Raw genomic sequence first — 5432 nt, 5'->3', positions numbered from 1 at the left:
GCAAACGCTTTCTTAGCAAATGGATGGTAGTCTCCAACTAAACCTTTAGGTTCTGCATGGCGAATATTATGTACAATTTCTATAGCTTGTCTAGCATCTTCAAGACCATAGCCATTTCCATCTAAAATACCTTCATAAACTCTATTATGTAAGTCTGTAAAGCCTCCACTAAATTCTAGTTCTTCGCCTTCTATTGTTATAGATCTGTAGGTTCTCTGTCCTTTAGCTTTAATATCGTCTGGCAACACATCTTCATTTATAGATAAAAACCATCTTACACGCGCTCTTTCAAGCTCTAAATAACCAGATGCTCTATCATGTTCGTGAACATGTACTATATTTTCCTTTACGTCTCCAAATATCCAAGATAGCATATCGTAAAAATGAACACCTATATTTGTAGCAATGCCTCCAGATTTAGATTTATCTCCTTTCCAAGAGGTATAGTACCAATTACCTCGAGAGGTTAAATATGTTAAATCAACATCAAAAATTTTATCCTTTGGTGCTGCGTCAATTTTTTTCTTTAATTCAATTATGCTTTTATGAACTCTTAATTGAAGAATATTATAAACTTTTTGTCCTGTTTCTTTTTCTACATTAGTTAAAGCATCTATATTCCATGGGTTTAGTACTAAAGGTTTTTCGCAAATAGCGTCTGCTCCTCTTCTTAAAGCCATTCTTATATGAGAATCGTGTAAATAATTAGGAGTACAAATACTTACGTAATCTAATTTTACATTTCTCTCTTGTTTTAATTTCTCTAAGTGCCTGTCGAATCTTTCAAACTCAACAAAAAAATCAGCGTTTGGAAAATAGCTATCCATAATCCCAACACTATCAAAACGATCGTAGGCTGCTACTAGGTTATTATTAGTATCCTTAATTGCTTTTAAATGTCTTGGAGCAATATATCCAGAGGCTCCTATTAATGCGAAATTTTTCATTAATCCTTAATTATTTTTTACTTAAGTAATTTACTTACTTTATTATTATTTAATTTATAGCTGTCATTATTTTCTGGACAAATAGCAATGCCTTGATTATCGAATTCTAGTCTATGTCCATATTCACTCATCCATCCAATTTGTTTAGACGGGTTACCTACTACTAAAGCATAATCTGGAATTTCCTTAGTTACAACAGCTCCTGCCCCAATAAAAGCAAATTTACCAATGTTGTTACCGCAAACAATTGTTGCATTTGCGCCTATTGATGCACCTTCTTTAACAATAGTTTTAAGATACTGATTTTTTCTATTAACAGCGCTTCTTGGATTAATAACATTAGTAAAAACCATTGAAGGTCCAAGAAAAACATCATTCTCACATTGAACACCTGTGTAAATTGAAACGTTGTTTTGAACTTTAACATTATCTCCTAAAATAACATTAGGAGAAACTACTACATTTTGTCCAAAATTACATCCTTTGCCTATTTTACAATTAGACATAATATGGGAAAAATGCCATATTTTAGTGCCTTTACCTATGTTAGCTCCAGCATCTATTACAGCTGTTTCGTGTGCAAAAAAATCACTCATGATAGTTATTCTTATAATCGTTTGTCTACAAATTTAGAGTCTAATGTACCTTTAACATCAAACACAACTGCATTTTTGTTTTTAAGACTTTCTAAATCTAAATCTAAAAAATTATTATGCGAAACAACGTGAATAATAGCATCGTAAGTTGTTTTAATTGTCTCTATGGTATTAATATTATATTCAGCATTTACCTCTTCGCTAGAAGCCCAAGGATCGTAAACATCAACATTCATATTAAAATCTGTTAAAGCCTTATAAACGTCAATCGCCTTTGTATTTCTAATATCTGGACAGTTTTCTTTAAAAGTAATCCCTAGCATTAAAACTTTAGCATTTTTAATTGCAATATCATTTTTAACCATGAGCTTTAATACTTCGGTAGCTACAAATTCTCCCATAGCGTCGTTTAAGCGTCTTCCTGCTAAAATAATTTCTGGATGGTAACCTACTTCTTGCGCTTTCTGAGCCAAATAATAAGGATCAACACCTATACAATGACCACCAACTAGTCCTGGCTTAAAAGGTAAAAAATTCCATTTTGTTGCTGCAGCTTCCAAAACAGCATGCGTATCAATATCTAATTTATTAAAAATCATTGCTAATTCGTTTACAAAAGCAATATTGATATCTCTTTGTGCATTTTCTATAACTTTAGCAGCCTCTGCTACTTTTATTGTTGGTGCTAAATGGGTTCCTGCTGTAATTATCGAGCTATACAAATTATCGACCTCTATACCAATCTCTGGAGTAGATCCAGAAGTTACTTTCATAATGTTAGCAACAGTATGTGTTTTATCGCCTGGATTAATACGTTCTGGTGAATAGCCACAATAAAAATCTTGATTAAATTTTAAACTACTCGTTTTTTCTAATACTGGAACGCATTCGTCTTCTGTAACACCTGGATAAACTGTAGATTCATAAATTACTATATCTCCTTTTTTTAGGATGCTCCCTATAGTTTGAGAAGATTTAATTAGTGGTGTTAAAATAGGTCTGTTATTTTTATCTACTGGTGTAGGTACTGTTACTATATAAACTTGACAAGAAGCTATTTTTTTAACATCACTAGAAATAGTTAAGCCTTTATCTTTACTTTTGTTTAATACAGACAATAGATTTGCATCACTAACCTCCAGTGTGCTATCGTGACCTGATTTTAAATCACTTACTCTAGATTCGTTAATATCAAAACCCACAACTTGATATTTTTTAGCAAATTCTACTGCTAAAGGCAAGCCTACATATCCTAAACCTATAATTGCTATTTTTTTATTCATTTCTTTAAAATTAAAACGAAACTAAATGCTTGTTTTTAGAACAAATGGATTTACTTCGTATCTGCGAAAATAATAATTTTAAAATTATATTACACAAAAAATAGTGTTTGTAGTAATAAAACGCTTAAAATAAAATTATTGCTAAAAATTAGTATTAATTTTATTCAAAAAATCATCAACTTTAATAATTCAGTTTTTATTGTTTATAAATAAACTTTAAGTTGCTTTCAAACCATTTAAAAGTGATTTTAATACCTTCATTAAACTTGTATTTTGGATTATAACCTAAAAGTTTTTTTCCTTTGTCTATGTTTGCTAATGAATCTCTTACATCTCCTTGTCTTGAAGGCCCATAAATAATTTTATTGTTTTTTCCAGAAAGTCTTTTTATTTGATTCCAAAGACCATTTATGCTAATTCTTTCTCCTACAGCTACATTAAATACTTCATGCGATTTTAAATTAGAAAAAACAGCTTTAATATTTGCTTGAACTACATTCTCTATAAACGTAAAATCTCTGGTTTGCTCACCATCTCCATTTATTTTTACAGGAGAATTAGTTACTGCTGCATCCATAAATAAAGGTATAACTGCTGCATAAGCTCCATTTGGGTCTTGTTTTGGACCAAAAACATTAAAATACCTTAATCCAACAGTATGAAAACCAAAAGTATTTGAGAAAACATCTGCGTACAATTCATTAACATATTTTGTAACAGCATAAGGAGATAGTGGTTTTCCAATAATATCCTCTACTTTAGGCAAAGATTTACTATCTCCATAAGTACTAGATGAAGCGGCATAAACCATTTTTTTTACGGTCTTAGATTCTTTTGCAGAAGATAATACATTTAAAAAACCAGAAACATTAACTGCATTAGAGGTTAATGGGTTTTTTATAGATCTTGGAACAGAGCCTAAAGCGGCTTGATGCAATACATAATCAATATTTCGCATTGCATTCTTGCAAGTTTCAATATCCCTTATGTCTCCTTCTATAAAACTGAAGCTATCTAAATTAAAAAAAGACTCTATATTTTTTAAATGACCATTAGACAAATTATCTAGAACTCTTACCTCTTTAGCATTATATTTTAATAAATATTCAACCAAATTAGAGCCAATAAAGCCAGCTCCTCCAGTTACTAAAAACGAAAAATTCGATAAATCTTGATTATGGTATTTTTCTAAGTACACTTTCTTCTATTTAATTTTAAAGGTAGGTTGTTTTAATATGGTTTTCTAAACTTTCTTTCCAATCTAAGATTTTTAGACTAAAACTATCACTAATTTTTGTTTTATCTAAAACGCTATATTTAGGCCGTTCTGCTTTTGTTACAAATGCTTTAGAAGTTACTGCATTTACTTTAATTGGTGTTTTAGTAAAATTAAAAATTGCTTTAGCAAAACCATACCAAGTAGTTTCTCCTAAATTGCTAAAATGATATAAGCCGTAGTTTTGTTTACTGCTTTTTATTATTTTTATAATAACCGCTGCTAAATCATTAGCGTTAGTTGGTGTTCCTATTTGGTCGTTTACCACATTTAACTCCTCTTTTTCTGCTGCTAAACGTAGCATTGTTTTAACAAAGTTATTTCTAAATTCTGAATATAACCAAGAGGTTCTAATAATGTAATATTTTTTTATAGTAGTACTAATAGCTTCCTCTCCTTTTAATTTAGTAAAGCCATATACACCCAAAGGGCTTGCTGCACCTGTTTCTTTATATGCTACTTTACTACTACCATCAAAAACAAAATCTGTTGAGAAGTGAATTAATGTTACATTAAATGTATTGCAAGCTTCAGCTAAATTTTTTGCACCTATAACATTAATGTTGTATGCAATTTCTTTTTCATCTTCTGCTGTATCTACTGCTGTATAAGCTGCGCAGTTAATACAGAAATCAAAGCTACCAGAATTAAAAATTGTCTTAACTTTATTTTCATTAGTAATATCTAACGACTTACTGTCTAAAAAAATAAATTCTAGATTTTGTTCTTCTTCATATTTGCTCTTTAAACACAATCCTAACTGTCCATTGGCTCCTGTTACTAGAATTTTTTTCATTTAAAATAATTCTTTAACAGTTGGAAGCACTTTGTCTTTTGCGGAAATTATAAATTGTTCTGGTTTAAGTTGCCAGTCTATTTTAAGTTCTTTATCATTAAATATCACACCGCTTTCTGAAGCTTTATTATAAGCGTTGTCGCATTTATAATTAAAAACAGCTGTCTCACTTAACACTATATAACCATGCGCAAAACCTCTAGGCACAAATAATTGTTTTTTATTTTCTGAAGACAACTCGATAGTAATATGTTTTAAAAATGTTTCTGATTTTGGTCTTAAGTCTACAGCTACATCTAGTACTTTTCCTTGCGTTACTCTAACTAATTTTGCTTGAGCATGTTCTCCTTTTTGAAAATGAAGCCCTCGTAATGCTCCTTTATTAGAAAAAGCTTCGTTGTCTTGAATAAAGTTAACTGATTGACCTATTAAGGTTTCAAATTTTTCTTTGTTATAGCTTTCAAAAAAGTAACCTCTTTCATCATTAAAAATACTAGGCTCAAGTATATAGCAACCTTGAAGATTTGTTTCTGT

Annotated in this window: 6 protein-coding genes; all 6 read right to left on the bottom strand. The window is 30.3% G+C overall.

The annotated features are described in order from the left end of the window. The coding region (locus tag Q0C58_RS02305) for a Gfo/Idh/MocA family oxidoreductase (RefSeq protein ID WP_290696906.1) at positions 1–947 on the bottom strand (947 nt) is incomplete at its 3' end. Between the two features lie 17 nt (positions 948–964). Then, positions 965–1543, bottom strand: a complete 579-nt coding sequence (locus Q0C58_RS02300) for a DapH/DapD/GlmU-related protein (RefSeq protein WP_290696903.1) — start codon at positions 1541–1543, stop codon at positions 965–967. An 11-nt stretch (positions 1544–1554) separates the two neighbouring features. Further along, on the bottom strand, positions 1555–2826 hold the full coding sequence (locus tag Q0C58_RS02295; RefSeq protein WP_290696902.1) for a nucleotide sugar dehydrogenase: 1272 nt from the start codon (positions 2824–2826) through the stop codon (positions 1555–1557). A 196-nt stretch (positions 2827–3022) separates the two neighbouring features. Beyond that, a complete protein-coding gene (locus Q0C58_RS02290; RefSeq protein WP_290696899.1) occupies positions 3023–4024 on the bottom strand; it encodes an SDR family oxidoreductase in 1002 nt (333 codons plus the stop codon). Positions 4025–4040: 16 nt separating this feature from the next. Then, positions 4041–4898, bottom strand: a complete 858-nt coding sequence (rfbD, locus tag Q0C58_RS02285) for a dTDP-4-dehydrorhamnose reductase (protein ID WP_290696896.1) — start codon at positions 4896–4898, stop codon at positions 4041–4043. Continuing rightward, positions 4899–5432: dTDP-4-dehydrorhamnose 3,5-epimerase (gene rfbC / locus Q0C58_RS02280; RefSeq protein ID WP_290696893.1), on the bottom strand; the 534-nt coding region annotated here is incomplete at its 5' end.

Origin of the sequence: Lacinutrix sp. (assembly GCF_023299985.1) — a bacterium.
Lineage (GTDB): Bacteria > Bacteroidota > Bacteroidia > Flavobacteriales > Flavobacteriaceae > Lacinutrix.
Note: the sequence above shows the minus strand (reverse complement) of the source record. Positions and strands in the feature narration are given on the sequence as shown.